The following is a 21,601-nucleotide window of genomic DNA, read 5'->3' as shown; positions in this document are numbered from 1 at the left end:
TGTCGGCGTGACGGTGGTGGCGGGAGGCGCAGTGGTAGACGAAGCGGGACCCACCGCACTTCGATCGTCTCCGGTGCCCATCCGGGGGCGGATCGGGCACCTGCGGGAGAGGGCTTCCGGGCCCCACTCGCCGCTGCGCCGGCTCGACTGGCCGCTGCAGCTCTGCGTCATCGCGTTGTCCGTTCTCGGTGCTCTGCTGGTCTGGTCGGCGACCCGCCAGCGGCTSAGCGAGGCGGGCAGTGATCCCAACACCTTCCTCGATCGGCACCTGCTGAACCTGGCCATCGGGCTGGTGCTCGGCGCGGTTGCGACCGTCATCGACTACCGGGCGGTGCGGGCCTACGCGCCCTTCGTCTATCTCGGCTCGCTCGTCGGGCTCGTCGCGGTACTCCTGTTCGGTTCGACGATCAACGGCGCACACTCGTGGATTGTGCTGCCTGCCGGCTTCCAGCTGCAGCCGTCCGAGTTCGCCAAGATGGCGCTCGTGGTCGGCGCGGCGATGATCCTCGGTGAGAAACACGAGGACCGGCACACGGGAGTCCGGCGCGGCGCCCCTGGCCACGGTGACGTGCTGCTCGTGCTCGGGCTCGCCGTGGTCCCGATCGGCTTGATCATGTTGCAGCCGGACTTCGGTACCGTCATGGTTCTGGTCTTCACCACCCTCGGCATGCTGGCGGTCAGCGGCGCGCCGCGCCGATGGGTGCTGGGGCTGATCCTCTGCGGTGTGCTGTTCGGCGGCGCGATCCTCCAGTTCCATCTTCTGAAGCCGTACCAGGAGGCCCGGCTGACCTCGTTCGTCTCCGAGAACAAGGCATCGTCCGGCACGGGCTACAACGTCGACCAGGCGATGATCGCGATCGCCAACGGCGGAATCTCCGGACGGGGCCTGCTGCACGGCCAGCAGACCCAGGGCCAGTTCGTCCCGGAACAGCAGACGGACTTCGTGTTCAGTGTCGCGGGGGAGGAGTTGGGATATCTCGGGGGTGGCGGAATCATCGTGTTGCTCGGCGTGGTTCTGTGGCGGGCCCTGTCGATCGGCTTCGGCTCGCAGGACTCCTTCGGCGCGCTCGTCGCCACCGGGGTCGTCTCCTGGTTCACCTTCCAGGCGTTCGTCAACATCGGCATGTGCCTGGGCATCATGCCGGTCACCGGCCTGCCGTTGCCTTTTCTCTCCTACGGCGGTTCGTCGATGTTCGCAAACATGATTGCTGTCGGACTCCTGCAGAACGTGCGGCTGCGATCCCGATCGGACCCGTATGCCTCCTGAGCTCGCTCGGCGGCGCTTCCCGGGTCGGCGGCGCTTCYCGGGTCGGCCGCGCTTCCCGGGTCGGCCGAGCGTCGAGGTGGACCTGGCGCGTGCCGTAGGCTCGCATGCATGTCCGGACAGTCGCTGTTCGCTCGCCTGGAGCCGCTGCTCCCGCGGGTGCGAAGGCCCGTGCAGTACGTCGGAGGCGAAGGCAACTCCACGGTCAAACCCTGGGACTCCGCGGCCGTCCGCTGGTGCCTGATGTATCCGGACGCCTACGAGATCGGCCTGCCCAACCAGGGACTACAGATTCTGTACGAGATCCTCAACGAGCAGCCGGATGTGCTCGCCGAGCGCACCTACTCGGTGTGGCCGGACCTGGAAGCGTTGCTGCGCGAGCACGGGCTGCCGCAGTTCACGGTGGACGCCCACCGCGCGGTGGGCGATTTCGACCTGTTGGGCGTCAGCTTCGCCACCGAACTCGGGTATACCAACCTGCTGACGGCACTCGATCTTGCCGGGATCTCGTTGCACGCGGCCGAGCGCACCGACGCCGATCCGCTGGTCGTCGCGGGGGGGCATGCCGCCTTCAATCCCGAGCCGATCGCCACGTTCGTCGACGCCGTCGTGCTCGGCGACGGCGAGCAGGCCGTGCTGGGCATCACCGACGTGGTTCGCGCCTGGAAGGCGGCCGGGAGTCCCGGTGGCCGGGGCGAGCTGTTGCACCGGCTGGCCTGCCGGCGCCTGGTGTACGTGCCGGCGTTCTACGACGTCTCCTACCGGCCCGACGGCCGTATCCGGTCGGTCACCCGCAACCGGGACGACGTGCCGGCCCGGCCGAGCAAGCACACGCTGTCCGATCTCGACTCCTGGCCGTATCCGAAGGCTCCGCTGGTCCCGCTCGCCGAGACGGTGCACGAGCGGATGAGCGTGGAGATCTTCCGCGGCTGCACCCGGGGCTGCCGGTTCTGCCAGGCCGGGATGATCACCCGTCCGGTGCGTGAGCGCAACATCGCCACCATCGGTGCGATGGTCGACGCGGGGCTGCGCGCGACGGGCTTCTCCGAGGTCGGCCTGCTGTCGTTGTCGAGCGCGGACCACACCGAGATCGGCGAGATCGCCACCGGTCTCGCCGACCGGTACGAGGGCGCCAACGTCTCGTTGAGTCTGCCGTCCACTCGGGTGGACGCCTTCAACGTCACGCTCGCGAACGAATTCTCCCGTAACGGCCGGCGTAGCGGGCTGACCTTCGCCCCCGAGGGCGGCTCCGAGCGGCTGCGTCGGGTCATCAACAAGATGGTCAGTGCCGAGGACCTGGTCCGCACCGTTAGCACCGCTTACGCTCACGGCTGGCGGCAGGTGAAGCTCTATTTCATGTGCGGCCTGCCGACCGAGACCGACGAAGACGTGCTGGAGATCGCCGACCTCGCCAGGGAGGTCATCCGGGCCGGTCGGCGGGTCAGCGGGCAGCGCGACATCCGCTGCACCGTGTCGATCGGCGGGTTCGTGCCCAAGCCGCACACCCCGTTTCAGTGGGTGGGGCAGGCGCCGCACGAGGTGACCGACGCCCGGCTGAAGCTGCTCCGTGATGCCGTGCGCGCCGATCGTGAGGTGGGTCGGGCGATCGGTTTCCGTTACCACGACGGTCGGCCTGGCATCATCGAGGGCCTGCTGGCCCGCGGTGACCGCCGGGTGGCTGCRGTGATCGAACGGGTCTGGCGAGACGGCGGCCGCTTCGACGGCTGGAACGAGTACTTCTCGTTCGAACGCTGGGAGTCCGCGTGCGCGGCGGAGCTCGAACCGCTGGGGGTGTCGCTGGACTGGTTCACCACCCGCGAGCGTGACGAACGCGAGGTGCTGGCCTGGGATCACCTCGACGCGGGCCTCGACCGGGACTGGCTGTGGGCTGATTGGCAGGATGCGCTGAGCGGGAATGAGCTCGATGACTGTCGCTGGACACCCTGCTACGACTGCGGGGTCTGTCCAACGATGGGCACCGACACCCAGATCGGCCCGACCGGACGTCGGCTGCTCCCCGTGCTTGCGGTGTCGAACCTCCAGGGCCCCGGGTCCGGGCAGGCCGAGCGACCGCAGCCGGCCATTCAACCCGATCCCGCGACCACGCCGCGGCTCGCCCCGGCTCCGGTGGGCAGTGGCGCGGCGACCTGAGGGGCCGCCGCCTCCGCCGGTGGTCGAACGGGTGYGACTTCGTTTCGCGAAGCGGGGCCGGCTGAGATTCCTCTCACATCGGGACGTGGCGCGAACGTTCGAGCGCGCATTGCGCCGCGCCGGGGTCCCGATGGCCTATTCGGCGGGATTCAGTCCGCATCCGCGGATCTCGTGGCTGGGTGCCGCGCCGACCGGGGCAGCCAGTGAGGCCGAATACGTCGAGCTGGCCCTGGCAGCCTCGGTCGATCCGGAGGCGCTGCGGGTCGGCCTGGACGCYGTTCTTCCGCCGGGGCTGGACGTGCTCGCGTGCCACCGGGCGGAAGGCGGCAGCCTCGCCGAGCGGATCGACGCCTCGCGGTGGTCGGTACGGTTGCCGGGTGCCTCCGGTCCGGAGGTCTCCGCCGCCGTGCGGGAGCTGTTGCGCCGCGACGTGGTCGAAGTTGAGCGGGCGACGAAGGACGGCAGGCGACGGTTCGATGTGCGCGCGGCAGTGGTCTCCGCCGTTTGCCGCGCAGAGAACGACACGTGTGCGATACTGGAGATGGTCGTGCGGCACACGACGCCCGCTGTACGACCAGACGACGTGCTGACCGCCCTAGGCGTGGTAGCCGGCCTGCGCTCGTCGGCGCCGCCCGAGTCCACCCGGCTCGAACAGGGCCGACTGTGTGAGGACGGCACTGTKGCGGACCCGCTGGCGCAGGACCGCAACGGCGCTGGCCGGCTGGTGGGTTGAACCTCAGCGTGTTGCAGGGCGTCGCAGGATTCCCCGGCGGTACCCGCGCCGGACCGAGACAGTGGCTTCTGCGCGGTCGCGACTGCATGAGCAGCGCGCCCGGGAGCCCGAGAGGCTTCTTAACCCGTGCCCGACGACGATCTGACCATCCAGACTGAATCCGAGCCCACCCGACCGGCGGCGCGTAGGCGCAGGGCCGCGGGACGAGCGGCAGGCCCACCCGCCGACGACCATGCCACCGCCGGGCCGAACGTGACCGATGTGGCGCCAGCCGGGAATCCGGTTCCGGACGACCCGGCCGTCGCACAGGTCCCGGGCGGGCCCCTTCGAGACGAGACCTCCGGCGACGCACCCTCGGCGCCGGCCGAGGGCCGGCGCCGTCGCCGGGACGCCGGTTCGACCACCCGCGCCCGGATGACCCGCGGCTCCGCCAGGGCCAGGATGGAACCGGCGGATACCACCGAAGCCGACGCTCCCTCGACCACCCCGGTCGGCGAACCAGGTCCGGTCGATAAACCCGCCACCGTCGAATCCGTCACTGTCGTCCCGGCCCGGGACGACACGGCCCGGGACGACACGGTGGAGGCCACCGAACCGGTGCCGGCGCGGCGCACCCGGGCGGCACGCAGCCGCCGCGCGGTGCGTGAGGTGACCGAGGTGCCGGTTGCCCCTCCCGCCGAGGACGCCCCTCCCGCCGAGGACGCCCCTCCCGCCGAGGACGCCCCTCCCACCGAGGACGCGCCGCGGGACGTCGTATCGCCGGACGTCGCTGCGAAGCCGAAACGGACCAGGGCCCGTCGTGCCATCTCCGGACTGATGACGCCCGCTGCCGCGGTGCCGGACCCGGCCGGGTCCGGCACCGCGGCGGCCGGGCCGGTCGCCGCCGGGCCTGGCGATGCGACCATCCTCGGTCCGGCGATGCCGGATGTCGGTGCGACCGGGTCCGTCGGTGTACCCGCGGGTTCGACCGCCGCCGTGGCGTCGGCTCCCGACACGCCCGGGCCTACGGACACATCCGGGCCTACGGACACGCCTGGGCCCACGGAACCGGAGTCCGCGCAGCCCGGGACCGACGAGCCCGGCGTCGCCGAGCCGGCGGCCCGGGAGTCGACCGCTGAGTCGAGATCTGCCGAGCCGAGCTCTGCCGAGCCGAGCTCTGCCGAGCCCGAGGCCGGCAGCACCCGGAGCGCGGCGACAAGGGCCAGGCGGGCGACCGCTCCGACCTGGGCCGGGATCCATAACGAGCCGGTCGTCGAGACGATGATCCGTCCCGTGCTCCGGCGACCGGCCGCCATGGTGACCTTCCAGGCTCCCGAACCGGCGGTCGTGGAGGCTCGCTGGCGGCGTGCCGCCGAACTCGGATCCGCCGCCACCGCGGTGGATGCCGTGGCGGGCACGGCGTTCCCGTCCGCCGAGCGGCGGCATGCCGAGGCACCGGCTCACCCCCGGGACGAGGCGGACGTGGCCACCGATCCCGACACGACCGATCCCGACACGATGGGCGACCTCACGGGCGGCGAGGAGGACAGCGAATTCGACGACGACCCGGATGGGGGCGGCTCGGCCTCCACCCGCCGTCGGCGCCGTGGTCGCCGTGGTCGTGGTCGGGCCCGGGGCGACGAGGACGGCGTGGAGTCCGGCCCGGAGGACGGCGCCGCGGCCGCGGACGACACGGGTCGCGAGGGTGTGGCACAGGACACGGACGGTGTGGACGGCTCGTCCGTGGCCGGGCAGGGAACCGGGTCGGTGCCCGCCGTCGCGTCGGATGAGGGCGCCGAGACGACCCCCGGCGCGGCGGAGGAAAGTGCCGAGCGTGACGGTGAGGACGAGGACGACCGGCTGGGAGGGGCCCGCCGTCGGCGGCGGCGGCGCCGYCGCGCCGGCGGCGACGAGCCGGCGCTCGCCGACGACCCGCCGAACACGGTCGTCCACGTCCGGGAGACCCGCAAGGACGAGGACCTGGTCCGGGGGCTGAGCGGGTCCACCCGTCTGGAGGCCAAGCGTCAGCGGCGCCGGGAGGGCCGCGACAGTGGTCGGCGTCGGCCACCGATCGTCACCGAGGCGGAGTTCCTGGCCCGGCGGGAGTCGGTCGAACGCCGGATGGTCGTCCGCCACGCGGGGGAGCGCACCCAGATCGCCGTGCTGGAGGACGGGGTACTCGTCGAGCACTTCGTGACCCGGGCGAGCTCGTCGTCCTATGCGGGCAACGTCTACCTCGGCCGAGTACAGAACGTGCTGGCCAGCATGGAGGCGGCCTTCGTYGACATCGGTAAGGGACGCAATGCCGTCCTCTACGCCGGCGAGGTCAACTACGACGCATCCGGGCTGGACGGTCGGCCTCGCAAGATCGAGCAGGTGCTCAAGTCCGGTCAGTCGGTCCTGGTCCAGGTGTCCAAGGATCCGATCGGGCACAAGGGCGCGCGGCTCACCAGCCAGATCAGTCTGCCGGGGCGGTACCTGGTGTTCGTCCCGGACGGACAGAACGCCGGGATCAGCCGCAAGTTGCCGGACACCGAACGAGCTCGGCTCAAGAGCATCCTGAAGAAAATCACGCCCGAGGACGGTGGGGTCATCGTGCGCACCGCAGCCGAGGGTGCCAGCGAGGCCGAGCTGGAACGCGACATCGAGCGGCTCGCCGCCCAATGGGAGGACATCGAGCGCAAGGCGAAGAAGGCGTCGGCGCCCTCGCTGCTCTACGGCGAGCCGGACCTGGTCGTCCGGGTGATCCGGGACATCTTCAACGAGGACTTCACCGAGCTGGTCGTCCAGGGCTCGGGTGAGGCCATCACGATCGAGGAGTACATCGACACAGTGGCTCCCGACCTGCGGTCGCGGATCCGCCGCTACACCGGAACCGGTGACGTCTTCGCCGAGTACCGGGTAGACGAGCAGCTCGCCAAGGCCCTCGACCGCAAGGTCTGGCTGCCCTCGGGTGGATCGCTCGTCATCGACCGGACCGAGGCGATGACGGTCATCGACGTCAACACGGGCAAGTTCACCGGCAAGGGCGGCAACCTCGAGGAGACGGTCACCAAGAACAACCTGGAAGCCGCCGAGGAGATCGTCCGTCAGCTGCGGCTGCGGGATATCGGTGGCATCATTGTCATCGACTTCATCGACATGGTTCTGGAGAGCAACCGAGAACTGGTCCTGCGCCGGCTCACCGAGTGCCTTGGCCGGGACCGTACCCGGCACCAGGTCGCCGAGGTGACCAGCCTCGGGCTGGTCCAGATGACCCGCAAGCGGGTGGGGCRGGGCCTGCTGGAGGCGTACAGCGAGCCGTGCGTGCACTGCAACGGCCGCGGGGTGGTCATCCACCTCGACGGCGGCAGCGGTGCACACGCCGCAGCCGGCGTGCCGAGCGGGACCATTGTGTCCGGTGCCGGTCAGCCGACTCCGGTGGCGGTGCCCGCGCCGGCGGAGGGGTCCGGGTCCGGTCGTCGGGTCCGCTCCTCGTCCGCGAGTGCCGTGTCCGCGAGTGCCGTGTCCGCGAGTGCCGTGTCCACGAGTGCCGTGTCCACGAGTGCCGTCGACGGCCCCGCGATCATCGCCGCCGCGTCGGCCGAGCCTACGTCCGCATCCGAATCCGAGGCGTCCGGCGGACCTGGCGAACCCATCGGATCCGCCGCATCATCGACGCCCGACGCCGCGGAGAACGTCGCCGTGACGGCCGGCGAGGGTGCGATAGCCACCGCGGGCGTTACCGCCGCGGATACGGTGCCCGCGCCCGAGCCCGCGCATGCGGCCGACAGTGCGGCGGGGCCGGCGGGCGGGGCCGCAGCTGCCGCCGCCCCGGGACTCGGGGCAGYCGGTTCCCCAGCCGGGTCGAACGGGCATGTGCCCGCTGGCGGTGGCTCCGGCGCGGGCGGCCTCGAGGAGGCCCTGCCGCCGGTGTACGCCAACTCCGATGATCCCGACAGCCTCGCGACCGCGGACAACGCCTTGTCCACTGTGGGCAAACCGGCCCGGGGCCGACGACGGCGGGCCTCCCGGCCGGTGTCCAAGCCGGCCGAGTCGCTGGAGTCCGTGCCCTCGGCGGAACCCCCGAGCGCCTGACCCGCCAGAGATCCGGTGCCGCTGGTCCGTCAGCTTGTCTCTGGAGCGGAAGGACMCCGCGGCGTCCGGCGTGGGATGCTCGTCGTGGGCGCCCCCAGCTGATCGAGGCTTGGCGGAGAGCCGGACCGGCCGTTCAGGCGGCGGTCGGCCCGGCCCGACTCGGCCCGGCCCGACTCGGCCCGGCGGCCGGGCCCGGGCGCACGAGCCCGCGGCCGGCATTCTCCCGCAGTAGCAGGTCGAGGGTGGCCCGGGAACGGGACAAGGCTACCTCGATCGCCTGACGGGCCCGTCCTGGATCGCCCATCTGCAGGGCATAGGAGGCGATGGTCAGCGACTGCACCAGATCGTCCTGATCGGCGAGGTTCGGGATCATCCGACCGCGTAGGACCGGCTCATCGGCCGCGTAGGCGGGATCGGCCGCCTCTCCCGGGTCTCCCGCCTCTCCCGCCTCTCCCGCCTCGAGACCACCGGACGGCCGGCCCTTCATCCCGGAATCGGGCAATCCCCACGCGGATGGACCCCGCCGGCGCAGCGCGATCCATCCGGCCGTGGCCGCGGTGCCCAGCGTCCAACAGGCGCCTGCCCAGGGCGGTAGGCCGGCGAAGGCCGTGAGGGTGAGACCGACGACGACCAGCACGGTCAGCGCGCCCGTCGCGGCGGGGACCGTGCCGGGAACCGAGCCGTAACGACGGGCGGCGGTGGCCGCCGGGCGGCAGACGACAGCCAGAGCGACGGCGGTACCGGCTCCCGCGGCCCAGATCACCAGCTGCCAGTACATCCTCGTCACCCCCGACGCGATCTCATTCCCGGCGCCGAAGCCTCACGATCCATCGTGGAACTCCGCCATGTGGACGATCCATGCTTCTCTCTCCTCAGTGGCCTACACCATGGCCCGTCCGGGTCATCCCTGGATATGACCCGGACGAGCGGGGCGAGGACCCGCGATGAGATCCGCCCGGYGGGCCCGTCGGGTGCGGGACACGCGACCGCCGTGCGGGGGATGCGCGGGACGGAATGCGCGGTATGCGGCGGGCGCTCCTTCGCTCCGCTCCCGATGACCTGTAAGGTGGAGTCCGCATGCTCATCCGGATGGGGCGATGCTCGCTAGCGGGCAATGCTCGCTGGATGACCGCTGATCGTCCGCGTTCCGGTCGATCGCGGCCCATGCGCACCCAAAGCTCCGCGGGGAACGCCGTTTCGGGTTCCGTGYGGTCACAGCGGCATAACAACAGCAGGGAGATCTGGTGTACGCGGTCGTTGCCAGCGGCGGCAAGCAGCACAGGGTCGCCGTMGGCGATGTCGTCGACGTCGAGCTCCTTTCCGGAGAGCCGGGCGCGGCCGTGAACCTTCCGGCGCTCCTGCTCGTCGATGGCGAGTCGGTCACCCACGACGCCGACGCTCTCGCGTCCGTCGCGGTCACCGCCGAGGTCGTCGGCGTCGTCAAGGGTCCGAAGATCCGGATCCACAAGTTCAAGAACAAGACCGGCTACCACAAGCGCCAGGGTCACCGCCAGAAGCTGACGCGTCTCAAGGTGACTGGCATCGAGACCGGGAAGGCCTGAGCGGGATGGCGCACAAGAAGGGCGCGAGTTCCTCGCGCAACGGGCGGGATTCGAACGCGCAGCGGCTGGGCGTGAAGCGCTTCGGCGGCCAGTACGTGAAGGCCGGCGAGATCATCGTCCGTCAGCGCGGGACCCATTTCCACCCGGGTGATCTGGTCGGGCGCGGCAAGGACGACACGCTGTTCGCGCTCTCGCCCGGGCACGTGCGGTTCGGCCATCGGCGGGGCCGTCGGGTCGTGAACGTGGTGGCCGAGGCGGCGGTACCCGCTTAATCTGATCGTCAAGGCCACGCCGTCGGTTCGACGGCGTGGCCTTGGTTGCCGTCAGATGGCGATCATCGGCGATCACTGGTGAGCCAGCAGCCGCGCGTACCACCGCCCTTCCGGGCGTGGTTGCGCGGCTTTGGCGCCTCTCTCGCGGGGAGGGATGTAGAGAGGAGGCGGTGATGCCGACGTTCGTCGACCGGGTGGTGCTGCACGCGACGGCCGGGGACGGCGGTCACGGCTGTGCCTCCATCCACCGGGAGAAGTTCAAGCCGCTGGGCGGGCCGGACGGCGGTGACGGCGGCCGGGGTGGTGACGTCCGCCTCGTGGTGGACCCGAGCGTGACCACCCTGCTCGACTTCCACTTCCATCCGCATCAGCGCGCCTCTCGGGGACGCCCCGGCCAGGGGTCGAACCGGCACGGAGCGGACGGTGCGGACCTCGTCCTCCCGGTGCCGGACGGAACCGTCGTGCTGACAGAGGACGGCGAGCAGATCATCGACCTGGTCGGACCGGGCAGCGCGTTCGTACTGGCCCGCGGCGGCCGTGGGGGGCGGGGCAACGCGGCGCTCGCGTCGGCCCGCCRCAAGGCCCCCGGGTTCGCCGAACTCGGCGAGCCCGGCGAGCAGCTCGACGCCGTGCTGGAACTCAAGACCGTGGCCGACGTCGCGCTCGTCGGTTTTCCCAGCGCCGGCAAGTCCTCCCTGGTGTCGGTGCTCAGCGCGRCCAAGCCGAAGATCGCCGACTATCCCTTCACGACGCTGGTGCCCAATCTCGGCGTGGCGCAGGCGGGTGATCGTCCTCCTTACACGGTCGCGGACGTCCCCGGCCTGATTCCGGGCGCCAGCGAGGGACRCGGGCTGGGCTTGGAGTTCCTCCGGCACATCGAACGCTGCTCGGTGATCGTGCATGTGCTGGACTGCGCCACCCTGGAACCGGGTCGTGATCCGATGACCGACCTCGACGTCATCGAGGCCGAGCTCGCCGCCTACTCCGCCGATCTGTCCGACCGTCCCCGGCTGGTCGTCCTCAACAAGATCGACGTTCCGGACGCCGCGGAGCTCGCGGAGCTCGTCGCTCCCGAGCTGCGAGCCCGTGACCTCGCGGTCTTCGCGGTGAGTACCGCGACCCGACGTGGCGTGCACGCGCTGTCCCTGGCCTTGGCCGACCTCGTCGCCCAGCACCGGGCGGCCGCGCCGGCCCGGGCGGCGACCCGCATCGTGCTGCGTCCCCGCGCGGTGAACGAGCCCGACTTCACGGTGCGCCCCCTCGGCGAYGGTTTCCTGATCACCGGGTCGAAGCCCGAGCGCTGGGTGCGGCAGACCGACTTCACCAACGACGAGGCGATCGGCTTTCTCGCCGACCGGCTCGCCCGCCTCGGCGTGGAGAAGGAGCTCGCTCGCCTCGGCGCCACCGCGGGAGCGGAGGTGACCATCGGCGAGGTCACGTTCGACTGGGAGCCGACGCTGAGCGGCGGCGGGCTGGGGAACGGTGGGCTGGGTGTTGATGATCATCCGGGTGGCGACGGGCTCGCCGAGACCGGTCCGGGTGGCCGCGGGCCGGCCGGCACCGCGGCCTCCGGTGCGRCACCGTCACCCGGCCGAGGTGGGGACACGGGTTCCTCGGTGTCCCTCGGACCGCGCGGGACCGACGACCGGTTGCGGGCCTCGGTGCGGTTGACCCGGGCCGAACGGATGGCTCGCCGCGCCGCCGCCGTCGTCGACCCGGCGGTACGAGGAGAACCGGCGGGTCGAGGAGAAGAAGAAGGATGAAGGCGTGCGTCCGTTCGTGACCGACGCGCGCCGGGTCGTCGTCAAGGTCGGTTCGTCCTCGCTGACGACGGCCGCCGGCGGTCTGGACGTCGACCGGCTTGAGGCGCTGGTGGCCGCGGTGCTGCCCCGGGCCGGACAACAACTGGTGCTGGTGTCCTCCGGGGCCATCGCCGCGGGTCTCGCCCCGCTCGGCCTGGCCCGGCGGCCGCGTGACCTCGCCACCCAGCAGGCGGCGGCGAGCGTCGGCCAGAGCTCGCTCGTACACAGCTACGCGGCGGCGTTCGGACGGGCCGGTCACCAGGTCGGCCAGGTGCTGCTGACGGCGACCGATGTGATCCGCCGCACCCACTACCGTAACGCCCGGACCGCGCTCGACCGGCTGCTTGAGCTCGACGTCATCCCGATCATCAACGAGAACGACGCGGTGGCCACCCAGGAGATCCGGGTCGGCGACAACGACCGGCTCGCCGCGATTGTCGCCCATCTCGTGTYGGCGGATCTGCTGGTGCTTCTGTCCGACGTGGACGGCCTGTACGACGCCAACCCCAGGCTGGGCCCGGCGACCATGGTGCGCGAGGTGCGTTCGGATACCGACCTGGACGGGCTGACCGCCCGGGGCACGGGCACCGCCGGTGTCGGGGTCGGCGGGATGGCTACCAAGATCGAGGCGGCCCGGATGGCGGCTTCCGGCGGCGTCACGGCGATCATCACCTCGGCCGCGAACGCCGCACCGGTGCTGCGGGGGGAGGAGGTCGGCACCGTCTTCCACCCCACCGGGTCGCGTCGGGCCTCCCGCCTGCTCTGGCTGGCGCACGCGACCGCACCCGAGGGCCGGCTGCACTTGGACTCCGGGGCGGTGGCCGCGGTGGTACGGCGGCGGGCGTCGCTGCTGCCCGCCGGGATAACCGGCGTGGAGGGGGACTTCGCCGCCGGGGACCCGGTGGACCTGGTCGACCCCGACGGGCGGTCCGTGGCGCGGGGGCTCGTCGCCTTCGACGCGGCGGAGCTGCCCGTGATGCTCGGGCGTTCGACGGCCGACCTCRCCATGGAACTCGGACCGTCGTACGAACGTGAGATCGTCCACCGCGACGACCTCGTGCTGCTGCTGCCGGCCCGCTGACCCGGCCGGCTACTCACCCGACCCGGGCTGAGGTGACAGCCAGGCGCGCCGGCCCGGGACAAGACCGTCCAGATAGCTATCCATATAATTAGACATATCGGATTGGGGATGGCTTTGACGACGATATTCCAGTGGAAACCGGCGTCTATCGCGCCTCGTGGCCCGGAATTCGAGAGAGCCCGTCAACAGTTCTTTCCCGGCATTTCACCCCGGCTACCCGGAAAGCCGCCGATAAAACTGAAGGGGTCTYGGCGCAAAAAATAGCGACGGCGGCGAATAGCGCTTCCGGAGTCGGGTAACCTTCCCTCGGCGGGCAAGAGGTCGAATCTGTTGAGAGAGGTTATTTCGTCATGAGAATGCGTAGGACCGTGGGTCTCCTCGCCTCGGCCGGAGCCGCCGGCGCGCTGACGCTGGCATCGGCCCTTCCCGCGAGCGCGGATTTGAACAGTTCGAATGTCTTGATCGGCGGCGTCGCCAGGTGCCCGGCCAGCGCCGCGGCGGGCGTGGCGGTCCGCACGACGGCCGGCGAGTTCGACTCGTCCGGCGTCGGCGCCGGCGGCTTCTACAGCCTGAGCCTCCAGCAGGTTCCGGTGGCCGGCACGAGCGCCACCTTCAGCGTCCAGTGTTCCGACAGCTCTGACAACTACAGCCGTACCTTCCCCCTCCAGAGACCGTTCAGTGGAAAGTCGGTCACCATAAACTTGTTCTCGTAACCGGACATCTCCGTTGAAGACTCGATGAAATGATCTGATCCCTGGTCCGCTCGGCAATGCCGAAATGGCCGCCACCGGAATCCGGTGGCGGCCATTTCCGATCCCGGGTCCTGGCCTGGGGGCGGTTTTCCCGGCTAGGCCAGCCGAGTAGTGGTGTGCCCGGGTCAGTGGTGCGTCCGGGTCAGGACGTGGTCTCGACCCGGCTGCCGCCGACCCCTTTGACGACCCGGATTTGGTTCGGGATGCGCTGGCGCAGCTCGGTGACATGGCTGACGACGCCGACGAGCCGGCCGCCGGAACGCAGTTCGTCGAGAACGGTCATCACCTCGTCGAGGCTGTCCGGGTCGAGCGTGCCGAAACCCTCGTCGATGAACAGCGCGTCCATCCGCCGGCCTCCCGCCTCGGCCGTCACGACGTCGGCGAGCCCGAGGGCCAGTGACAGCGCCGCCTGGAAGGTCTCCCCGCCGGACAGGGTGGCGGTGTCGCGCCGCCGGCCGGTCCAGGCGTCGTCGACCAGCAGCCCGAGGCCGGCGCGCCGACGCTTGTCGCGGCTTTCCCCCGCGTCGTGCACCAGGGTGAACCGACCGCTGCTCATCGCCGCGAGCCGATGGCTGGCGGCGGCGGCCACCTCTTCCAACCGAGCCGCCAGCACGAAGCTGGACAGCGGCATGCGCTCGGTGTTGGCACCCCGCCCGGCGGCCAGATCGGCGAGGCCCCGCAGCTCGTCCGCCGCCTCCCGCAGCGGATCCAGGGTAGTGAGCTTCTCGGTGAACTCCGTGACCAGCGAGGCCAGCCGTTCGGCCCGTTCCCGGGCGCGTGCGGCCGTGGCGAGCGCGCTCTCGTGGACCTCGCGGGCGTCGGTCACGGCCGTCTCGTGGTCGGCCAGCGGGACCTCGGTGTCCGGATCGACGGCGAGATCCTCGCCCGCCAGCCTGGCCCCGACGGCGACGAGCTCGTCCCGATGGGCCCGGGCCTCGTCCGCGGCGCGGCGCATCCAGTCGGAGTCCCGCACGGCCTCGGCGGCGTCGTCCAGGTCGGAGAACCCCGCCTGCCGCGCCTGGTCGAGGGCGGCCGTCCCGGCGCGGATGTGTTCGGCCCGGGCCTGCTCGGCAGCCAGGGCCGCGGCCTGCGCGGCCTCGTGATCGGCGGCGAGGGCGGTGACGGCACGGCGGCGCGCGGCCAGGGCGTCGGGGTCGCATAGCTCCGCCGGAACGCCGGCGAGCCGTCGGGCGGCGCGGTCCCGGGCGTCCGCCGCGCGTTCCCGGGCCGCCTGCGCCGCGGTCCGTGCGGCGGAATGGCGGGCCGCGGTCTCCTTCTCGTTCTCGTGGACCTCGCGCAACGCGGCCTCCGCCGCGGCGAGCTTCTTCGCCGTCCGGGTCCGGGCGCGGACCGCGTGGGTCAGCACGGCGGCGAGTTCATCGAGCCGATCCGCGACCGGCGCCCCGGAGCCGCCCAGCAGCGTCGCGACCGGAAGCGCGCGGATYTCGGCGAAGGCCGCCTCGACGCGGTCGTCCGGGTTCGCGCTGTGGTCCGGGTTCGCGCTGTGGTCCGGGTTCGCGCTGTGGTCCGGGTCCGTTGGGCCGACCAGGTCGGCGTGCAGCGCCCGGACCCGGGACTCCCAGTGGGCCACCGCCCGGCTCGCCCTCGTCGCGGCGTCGGCGAGCCGGTCCGCCTCCTGCCCGGCCGCGGTCTCGGCGTCCTTGCTCACATGGTCGGCCCGGGTCTCGGCCGGGTCGGGATGCTCCAGGGCCCCGCAGACCGGACAGGGCGTGTCATGGACAAGCGCGGCGGCGAGTTCGGCGGTGATGGCGTCGAATCGCTGCTGCCGGAGGTCGGATGCGTGGGTCCGGGCCGCGGATGCGTCTCGTTCGGCCTCGTCGGCCACGGTCCGCACCTGCCGCCCCTCCCGGACGGCGGAGGCCAGCTCCTTGGCCCACCGGGCCCGTTCGACCAGGCCGGGCAGAGCGGCGCCGGCCCGCCGGGCGACCTCCACCCGGGCCTCGGCCGCGACGCGGGCGCGGGGCAGCGTGACGCTGATCGCCTCGGCGAGTTCGGCGGCGGACCGGGTGTAGGCGGCCGTATCCTGGTCGGCCCCGGCGGCCTCCTCGGCGTCCCGCTCGGCGGCGGCGAGGGTGTCGGCCAACGTTCCCAGTCGCCCGGTCTCGGTGTGGGCGAGGCGGGCCAGGCGGGCGAGTTCCTCGGCAGGTGCTTCGGCAGGTGCCTCGGCAGGCCTCCCGGTGCCCTCCTCGGGCAGCGGTCCCGAGGGGGCGGGTTCCCCGGGAAGGAGCCCGGATGGATGGCGTCCGAGCCGGTCCCGGGCGTCGCGTTCGGCGGCCTCGGCCCGGTGGACCTCGGCGGCGCGGCGGTGGACCTCGCCCAGGGCGGGTGCGACGACGGCGGCCCGGCGGGCCGCGTCCAGCTCGGTGGCGAGCAGCTCGATCCGGGGCGCCTGTGCCGCGAGCTCCTCCTGCCGGGCGGCCAGTACCCGGCGCTGCCCGACGCGTCGGGCGAGGTCGCGTGCCTGGTCCAAGGCCTCCTCGGCCGCGGTGCGCCGCGCTGCCGCCGCGCCGGCCGCCTCGTCGGCCGAGATGGCCGCCGCCGCGGCGGTCCTGGCGAGGTCCGAGGCCCAGCCGGCGTCAGCCGTCGGATCCTCCGGCTCGTCGACGGCCGCCACCTGCGAGACCCGGGCGGTCACCCGGTCGAGCTCGGCGCGGGCCAGCGCCAGCCGTTCGGCGGCGATCTTTGCCTGGTCCAGCAGCCACTGCTCGGCGTATTCGAAGCGGTTGACGTGGAACAGCCGCTTCAGGAGCTTCTCGCGCGCACCGTGGTCGGCTTGGAGGAAGTCGGCGAAGCGTCCCTGCGGGAGCATGATGACCTGGAAGAACTGCTTGTCGCTCATGCCGACGAGCAGGTCGATCTCATGGCCGACGTCCTCCATGCGGGTGGCGACCGTCTCCCAGCCGCCGGCGCCGTCGAACCGTTCCAGCCGCGCCGTCGGATGGGCGCGGGTCGTCCCGCCGCCGCGTTTCGGCTTGTCCCAGGCGGGGCCGCGGGTGATCCGGAAACGTCCCGCCGCCACAGTGAACTCCAGCGTCACCTCCGGCCGTAGGGATGCCGCGGCGTGGTGCGAGCGCAGGTCCGGCGGCCCGGAGACCTCCCCGCGCATCCCCGGCACCCGGCCGAACAGCGCGAACCCGACCGCGTCGAGCAGCGTCGTCTTGCCGCCCCCGGTCTCCCCGCAGAGCAGGAGCAGGCCGCCGCTGCCGAGGACGTCGAAATCGATCTCGACGGTGCCGGGGAAGGCGCCGAACGCCGCCAGGGTCAGGTGGTGGGGACGCATCAGGCGACTTCCTCCTCGGCCCGGCGGGCGGCGCCGAGGGCTTCGGCGAGCAGAGCACGTTCCCGAGCCGAGGGAGCGCTGCGTACATGGGCGACGAAGGCCTCGGCGATCTCCAGCTCCGAGCGTCCCCGGGTCCGCCGGCCGAAGCTGAGTATCTCGTCTGGTTCCGTCTCCGGTTCGTGCGCGAGTCGTAGGGCGAAGGGGAACCGGTGCTGCAACCGGGCCATGGCGTCCATGGGGCGGACGGGGTCGGTCAGCACGGCGGAGACGAAGTCGGCCTCGTGCGGGGCATGGGCGGGGTCGGTGAGGAGGTCGGCAAGACTGCCGCGCAGCAGKGTCATCCGCCGCCGGGCGGGAACGCCGATGCGGGTCACGTTCCCCAGCCCGGTCGGACCGATCTCGACGAGCAGCGACGCTTTCGCGTCGCCGGACTCCGAGAAGGAGTAGGCCAGTGGCGATCCGCTGTAGCGGACGGACGGGGCGATCGCCTGTGGCCGGTGCAGATGGCCGAGCGCGGTATAGGTGATCCCCTCGAACAACCGGGCCGGCACATTGCCCACCCCGCCGACGCTGATGTCGCGTTCGCTCTCGCTCGCCGCCCCGCCGGTGACCCAGGCGTGCGCCACCACGACGGACCGGGCATCCGGATACCGTGCGAGGTCGGCCCGCACCGCGTGCATCGCCCGGTGCATCGTCGCGGCGGGGATCCCGGCGGCCGGGACGTCCGAGCCAGATGGCGCCTGCGCCGGTTCGGGAAGCTGGGAGTTCGCCGCCGACGGCTCCAGGTAGGGGATCGCGTACACCCGGACCGCCCCGGCGGGATCCTCGACGACGACCGGATCCCCGACCGCGGCCGGATCCGTCCGGATGCGGACGCGGGGGTCGAGCAGGCCGGCCTTGTCGCCGAGCCGGCGGGCCGCGTCGTGGTTGCCACTGATCACCACGACCCGGGCGCCGGCATCGCGCAGTCGGGAGAGCGCCTCGTCGAAGAGCTCCAGCGCGCCCACCGGCGGGATCGCCCGATCGTGCACGTCGCCGGCGATGAGCACGACGTCAACGCCCTCGGAACGGACGACGTCGACGAGATGATCGACGAAGGCCGCCTGGGCCGGCATCAGGTCGTGACCGTACAGGCCACGCCCGAGATGCCAGTCGGACGTGTGCAGCGCACGCATGCGAGCACGGTAGGCAATCCCGTCGAGATGATCGTCATGGGGGTCCGAACTGCGCGCCTTTCTGGCTGTTCCGGTTATCACCGTTCCGGGTCCCTGCCTGTCGCGGACCTGGCGGATCGCGGATCTGGATAACGGGATAAGGAGATGAGCTGGATAACGGGATAAGGAGATGAGTAGGTCGCGGATGCAGGGATGAGCAGGTGACGGATGCGGGTGTAGGTGACGGATGCGGGTGAGGAGCGATGAACAGCACGACCGCCGAGCCACCGGTAGCCTCGTAGCGGCGGGCAGCGCCGCGGCGCCCGCCTAACGGAGGACCCGAGATGAGCACCTCTGCGGAGGATGTCCGAGGCAGCGCCGTCCGTGCCAAGGCGGCGGCGGCCCTGCTGGCGCCGCGCAGCCGCGCCGAGAAGGACCGCGCGCTGCTCGCCATGGCCGACGCGTTGATCGCCCGTTCCGCTGAGATTCTCGCCGCGAACGCCGAGGACCTCGCCGCCGCGCGGGCGGCGGGCACCGCCGGGGCGATGGTCGATCGGCTCACCCTCACCCCGGCCCGGCTCGCCGGCATGGCCGACGGCCTGCGTCAGGTCGCGGCGTTGGAGGACCCGGTCGGCGAGGTCGTGCGCGGCCGGGTGTTGCCGAACGGGATGGAGCTGCGCCAGATCCGGGTCCCCCTCGGTGTCGTCGGGATCATCTATGAGGCCCGGCCGAACGTCACGGTGGACGCCGCGGGCCTGTGTCTCAAGAGCGGCAACGCCGCGTTGCTGCGCGGGAGCGCCTCCGCGGTACGTTCCAACACCGCGCTGGTGGCGGTGCTGCGCGGCGCCGCCGTCGCGAGCGGCCTGCCGGCGGACGCGGTGCAGCTCGTCCCCGGGATGGACCACGATGCGGTCAAGCACCTGATGCGGCTGCGCGGGCTCGTCGACGTGCTCATCCCGCGGGGTGGCGCGGGTCTGATCCGGGCGGTCGTCGAGGAGTCGACGGTGCCCGTCATCGAGACCGGGGTCGGCAACTGCCACGTGTATGTGGACGCCGAGGCCGACCTCGACCAGGCGCTCGCGATCACCGTCAACGCGAAGACCCAGCGGGTCTCGGTGTGCAACTCGGCGGAGACCCTGCTCGTGCACGCCGGCGTGGCCGGGGAGTTCCTGCCCCGGGTGCTGGCCGCTCTGCACGATGCCGGGGTCACCGTGCACGGCGACGAGACGGTGTGCGCCGTCGATCCTCGGGTGCTGCCCGCCACCGACGACGACTGGGCGGCCGAGTACCTGTCGTTGGATATGGCCGTCGCCGTCGTCGACTCCCTCGACGACGCGGTCGCGCACATCCGGCGCTGGGGCAGCGGGCACACCGAGGCGATCGTCACGCGGTCCCTGCCGGCGTCGCGGCGGTTCATCACGACCTGCGACAGCGCGGCCGTCATGGTGAACGCCTCGACCCGTTTCACCGACGGGGAGCGGTTCGGGATGGGCGCCGAGATCGGCATCTCGACCCAGAAGCTGCACGCCCGCGGCCCGATGGGGCTGCCCGAGCTGACCTCGACGACGTGGGTCGGCGTCGGCGACGGGCATCTGGTCACCTGAGGCCCGGGTCACCTGAGGCCCGGGTCACCTGAGGCCCGGGTCACCGGGCCCGCCGGATCGGGCCGTCCGGGACGCAACGGAACCGGGAAGGGAATAGGTATGGGCTCGTTGGACGGGGTGACGGTGCACGGGGTGTCCGCGGTGCGGACCGTGCCGGGGCTCACCGCGGAGCAGGTCGACGCGGTGCTCTCCGACAACGCGCTGGCCTTCGTCGCCGGGTTGCACCGCACGTTCGCCGGCCGGCGTGCCGAACTGCTCGCCGCCCGGGCCGCCCGCCGCGCCGCGATCGCAGCCGGGGCCACCCTGGATTTCCTGCCGCAGACCGCCGACATCCGGGCCGGGAACTGGCGGGTCGCGTCGCCGGCGCCGGGGCTGGTCGACCGTCGGGCCGAGATCACCGGCCCGACCGACGCCAAGATGCTCATCAACGCGCTCAACAGCGGTGCCCGGGTCTTCATGGCGGACCTCGAGGACGCCAACGTGCCGACCTGGTCGAACATGGTCGTCGGACAGCACAACCTGAGTGAGGCCGTCGCCGGCACGCTCGCCTTCACCTCGCCCGACGGCCGTCGTTACGAGCTCGACGAGTCCACGGCGACGCTCGTGGTGCGCCCGCGCGGCTGGCACCTGCCGGAGCGGCACGTCACCGTCGACGGGGAGCCGATCGTCGCCGCGCTCTTCGACGCCGGAATGTACCTGGTCCGCAACGCGCACGCCCTGCGGGCTACGGGCGTGGCGCCGTACTTCTACCTGCCGAAGCTGGAGAGTCATCTCGAGGCCCGGCTGTGGAACGACGTGTTCACCGCGGCGCAGGCCGAGCTCGGCCTGCCCGTCGGCACCATCCGGGCGACCGTTCTCATCGAGACGCTGCCCGCCGCCTTCGAGATGGAGGAGATCCTCTACGAGCTGCGGGAGCATTCCGCCGGACTCAACGCTGGCCGCTGGGACTACATGTTCTCCACCATCAAGACGTTCGCGTCCCGGCCGACTGAGTTCCTGCTGCCCGACCGCAACGGCGTGACGATGACGGTGCCGTTTCTGCGCGCCTACACCGAGCTGCTGGTCTCCACCTGTCATCGCCGCGGCGCRCACGCGATCGGCGGGATGGCGGCGTTCATCCCGTCGCGGCGYGACCCCGAGATCAACGCCGCGGCCCTGGCGAAGGTGCGCGCCGACAAGGAGCGGGAGTCCGCGGACGGGTTCGACGGGAGCTGGGTGGCGCACCCTGACCTGGTGCCGGTGTGCACCGAGGTCTTCGATGCGGTGCTCGGCGACGAGCCGAACCAGCTCACCCGGTTGCGTGACGACGTCAAGGTCGGCGCCGGCGACCTGCTGGCGGTGCGCGACACTCCGGGTTCCGTCACCGCGGCCGGGGTCCGCGGGAACATCAGCGTCGGGGTGCGCTACCTGGAGAGCTGGCTGCGCGGGATCGGGGCGGTCGGCATCGACAACCTGATGGAGGACGCCGCCACCGCTGAGATCTCCCGTAGTCAGATTTTCCAGTGGATAGCCGCCGGGGTCGTGCTCGACGACGGCCGTCCGGTCACGGCCGATCTGGTCCGGACCGCTCTGGCGGAGGTGCTGGACCAGATCCGGCTCTCCATCGGCGCCGCCGCCTTCGACAACGGTCGCTGGAAGGACGCGGCGGCGGTGTTCGAGGAGACGGCGCTCGGCGAGACCTTCGTCGAGTTCCTTACTCTTCCCGCCTACGAGCGGATCGACTGAACCGGCGAACACCTGGGCGAACACCTCGGGAGAATCCTCGGGTGAACCGGCGGCGAACAGGTCGATGAGCAGCCCGTGGATATCCACCCGGCGGACGGTGGCGCGCAAGGCGTAGTCACTCGTCTGCGGCGCCAGCCTGGCAGT

The 21,601-nt window shown here is 71.8% G+C and carries 14 protein-coding genes; 11 read left to right on the top strand and 3 right to left on the bottom strand.

The genetic code is table 11. The features are described from left to right. The first annotated feature begins 31 nt into the window (after positions 1 to 31). The 4 genes from rodA to Manayef4_RS07215 all read left to right on the top strand — a co-directional run bounded on the left by rodA (position 32) and on the right by Manayef4_RS07215 (position 8,204). Positions 32 to 1,267 (top strand): rod shape-determining protein RodA, encoded by a 1,236-nt coding sequence (gene rodA, locus Manayef4_RS07230; protein WP_011435659.1) that lies wholly within the window; start codon positions 32 to 34, stop codon positions 1,265 to 1,267. A gap of 108 nt (positions 1,268 to 1,375) precedes the next feature. Beyond that, positions 1,376 to 3,415 (top strand): TIGR03960 family B12-binding radical SAM protein, encoded by a 2,040-nt coding sequence (locus tag Manayef4_RS07225; RefSeq protein WP_011435660.1) that lies wholly within the window; start codon positions 1,376 to 1,378, stop codon positions 3,413 to 3,415. Further along, positions 3,399 to 4,148, top strand: coding sequence for a TIGR03936 family radical SAM-associated protein (locus tag Manayef4_RS07220; protein WP_070131066.1), 750 nt, complete (start codon positions 3,399 to 3,401; stop codon positions 4,146 to 4,148). The genes Manayef4_RS07225 and Manayef4_RS07220 overlap by 17 nt, the downstream gene beginning before the upstream one ends. Before the next feature lie 441 nt (positions 4,149 to 4,589). Continuing rightward, positions 4,590 to 8,204 (top strand): Rne/Rng family ribonuclease, encoded by a 3,615-nt coding sequence (locus tag Manayef4_RS07215; protein WP_083282325.1) that lies wholly within the window; start codon positions 4,590 to 4,592, stop codon positions 8,202 to 8,204. Positions 8,205 to 8,337: 133 nt separating this feature from the next. On the opposite strand, the gene Manayef4_RS07210 is transcribed toward Manayef4_RS07215, so the two are convergent. Next, the gene (locus tag Manayef4_RS07210; RefSeq protein WP_011435663.1) at positions 8,338 to 8,982 is read right to left on the bottom strand and encodes a hypothetical protein; all 645 of its coding nucleotides are present in this window, start codon (positions 8,980 to 8,982) and stop codon (positions 8,338 to 8,340) included. 466 nt (positions 8,983 to 9,448) lie between these two features. Here Manayef4_RS07210 and rplU point away from each other — a divergent pair, with 466 nt between their 5' ends. The 5 genes from rplU to Manayef4_RS07185 all read left to right on the top strand — a co-directional run bounded on the left by rplU (position 9,449) and on the right by Manayef4_RS07185 (position 13,634). Beyond that, on the top strand, positions 9,449 to 9,766 hold the full coding sequence (gene rplU / locus Manayef4_RS07205) for a 50S ribosomal protein L21 (protein WP_011435664.1): 318 nt from the start codon (positions 9,449 to 9,451) through the stop codon (positions 9,764 to 9,766). 5 nt (positions 9,767 to 9,771) lie between these two features. Further along, a complete protein-coding gene (gene rpmA / locus Manayef4_RS07200; protein ID WP_011435665.1) occupies positions 9,772 to 10,038 on the top strand; it encodes a 50S ribosomal protein L27 in 267 nt (88 codons plus the stop codon). 173 nt (positions 10,039 to 10,211) lie between these two features. Next, positions 10,212 to 11,801, top strand: coding sequence for a GTPase ObgE (gene obgE, locus Manayef4_RS07195; protein ID WP_070131064.1), 1,590 nt, complete (start codon positions 10,212 to 10,214; stop codon positions 11,799 to 11,801). Between the two features lie 4 nt (positions 11,802 to 11,805). Further along, positions 11,806 to 12,921, top strand: coding sequence for a glutamate 5-kinase (proB, locus tag Manayef4_RS07190; protein ID WP_083282323.1), 1,116 nt, complete (start codon positions 11,806 to 11,808; stop codon positions 12,919 to 12,921). A 368-nt stretch (positions 12,922 to 13,289) separates the two neighbouring features. After that, complete coding sequence (locus Manayef4_RS07185; RefSeq protein WP_235608845.1) at positions 13,290 to 13,634, top strand: hypothetical protein; 345 nt, start codon at positions 13,290 to 13,292, stop codon at positions 13,632 to 13,634. A gap of 181 nt (positions 13,635 to 13,815) precedes the next feature. Here the strand turns inward: Manayef4_RS07185 and Manayef4_RS07180 are convergent, their stop codons facing one another. After that, positions 13,816 to 16,974, bottom strand: a complete 3,159-nt coding sequence (locus tag Manayef4_RS07180; protein WP_043590744.1) for an AAA family ATPase — start codon at positions 16,972 to 16,974, stop codon at positions 13,816 to 13,818. Then, on the bottom strand, positions 16,974 to 18,149 hold the full coding sequence (locus Manayef4_RS07175; RefSeq protein WP_035941345.1) for an exonuclease SbcCD subunit D: 1,176 nt from the start codon (positions 18,147 to 18,149) through the stop codon (positions 16,974 to 16,976). Before Manayef4_RS07175 ends, Manayef4_RS07180 begins: the two co-directional genes overlap by 1 nt. Before the next feature lie 323 nt (positions 18,150 to 18,472). Between Manayef4_RS07175 and Manayef4_RS07170 the strand changes: the two genes are divergently transcribed. After that, on the top strand, positions 18,473 to 19,732 hold the full coding sequence (locus Manayef4_RS07170; RefSeq protein ID WP_011435671.1) for a glutamate-5-semialdehyde dehydrogenase: 1,260 nt from the start codon (positions 18,473 to 18,475) through the stop codon (positions 19,730 to 19,732). 99 nt (positions 19,733 to 19,831) lie between these two features. Next, entirely contained in the window at positions 19,832 to 21,457 is a 1,626-nt protein-coding gene (gene aceB, locus Manayef4_RS07165) for a malate synthase A (protein ID WP_011435672.1), read from the top strand. The last annotated feature ends 144 nt before the right edge of the window (positions 21,458 to 21,601 follow it).

This window comes from Frankia sp. CgMI4 (assembly GCF_001756285.1).
Classification (GTDB): Bacteria; Actinomycetota; Actinomycetes; order Frankiales; family Frankiaceae; genus Frankia; species Frankia casuarinae.
This window is presented reverse-complemented; position numbering and strand designations above follow the sequence as displayed.